General features: G+C 52.2%; 2 protein-coding genes and 1 pseudogene. All 3 read right to left on the minus strand.

What is annotated here, in order from left to right:
* On the minus strand, positions 1 to 66 hold a 66-nt coding region (locus ACTHS3_RS13315), incomplete at its 3' end, for an NrdR family transcriptional regulator (protein ID WP_440368167.1).
* Positions 67 to 266: 200 nt separating this feature from the next.
* On the minus strand, positions 267 to 1,109 hold the full coding sequence (locus ACTHS3_RS13320) for a class II glutamine amidotransferase (protein ID WP_039862509.1): 843 nt from the start codon (positions 1,107 to 1,109) through the stop codon (positions 267 to 269).
* Positions 1,110 to 1,244: 135 nt separating this feature from the next.
* Positions 1,245 to 1,353, minus strand: a pseudogene (locus ACTHS3_RS13325) (phosphatase); the annotation flags it as partial.

A 1,353-nucleotide genomic window follows, 5' to 3' on the forward strand; every position in this document is an offset into this window, starting at 1 on the left:
GGTGTCTTCCAGCCATCGCGAGTCGGTTACTTGTGTGTTGGGGTGTTGGCAAAACGGGCACTTCATCGGGTTTCCTTGTCATACGCTCGGCAAGGTCGCTAAGCAATTGAATTTATTGTTTGTGAACTATTATTGTAGCGGATTGCGTTATTTTCGTATAGTAAAGGCTTTTGCGTAGAATTTATGTATAAAAAGGCCGTCTGAAAGGGCAACTTTGGCGAAGTTGAGCCTTTCAGACGGCCTTGAGTTTTTCAGCCAATCAAACGTCAAACCGATACGCCGACGGCACGGGCGATTTCCAAACCTTCTTCCGCGCTCATGTAAACCGGATTGTCGGGGCGGTCGCTGAGGACAATGTCGCCGTCTTGAAACATCACCAATTCATTGACTGCCAATTGCGACCAGGTTTCATCTCGCGTCAGGGGCAGGGTGGCGATGACGGAAACTTTATCGTTCGGTGTGGTCACTTCTGAAAAATCGACCATCACATCATCGTCCAGCAAACGCGCTTTGCCAAACGGGGCTTTGCGCACGATGTAGTGCAGTAAGGTACTGGCGTGGGCAAACAGGCAGTCGCCGTTGGACATGACGAAGTTGAACAAACCGAAGCGGCGGATTTCATGAGTCAGGCCGGCAATGGCGTCAAACAAAACTTCAGGTTCGGGTTTGGTGGCAAAGCGGCTGCGCAGGCGGTTGAGGATAAAGCAGAACGCGCGTTCGGAATCGGTCGTGCCGACCGCGTGGTAGTACTCTCCCTGCTCGGGGAAAAAATCAATCAAATGGCCGTTGTGTGCAAACAGCCAATATTCGCCCCACATCTCGCGCATGAAGGGATGAGTGTTCGCCAACGAGGTCTGGCCTTGCGAGGCCTTGCGGATATGGGCGATAACGTTTTCAGACTTGATCTGATAGGCGCGCACCAAGTCGGCAACGGGAGAGTTGGCGCTGGGCTTGTCGTCGTGAAACAAGCGTACGCCTTTGCCTTCAAAAAAGCCGATACCGAAGCCGTCAGCGTGGTGGTCGGTAATGCCGCCACGGCGGCGGAAGCCTTCAAAAGAGAACATGATGTCTGTGGGAGTGTTGCAATTCATGCCGAGCAGTTGGCACATGGCGTTAACCTTTATTTTTGGGGTATTTATGGGGTTATTATGGTGTATCGGGCAGGCAGTTTCAATATGTAGAGTGTGATATGTTTATAACTGTCTCATACTTGGCGGGCCGTCTGAAAAATTGCTGTCAAAAATTCAGACGGCCTTAAAGTGTTCCCAGACCGGGTGGCATTGTTCGGGTAAGTCGGGGCAGGCGCCGAGTATGCCGCCGCTGAAGTCGTTGGGGCGGTGGAAGTCGCTGCCT

This window comes from Neisseria sp. P0009.S007, from assembly GCF_051962515.1.

Bases quoted from the DNA above. Each gene is read 5' to 3' on its own strand.
- ACTHS3_RS13320 (WP_039862509.1), bottom strand. From the start codon at position 1,109: ATGTGCCAACTGCTCGGCATGAATTGCAACACTCCCACAGACATCATG.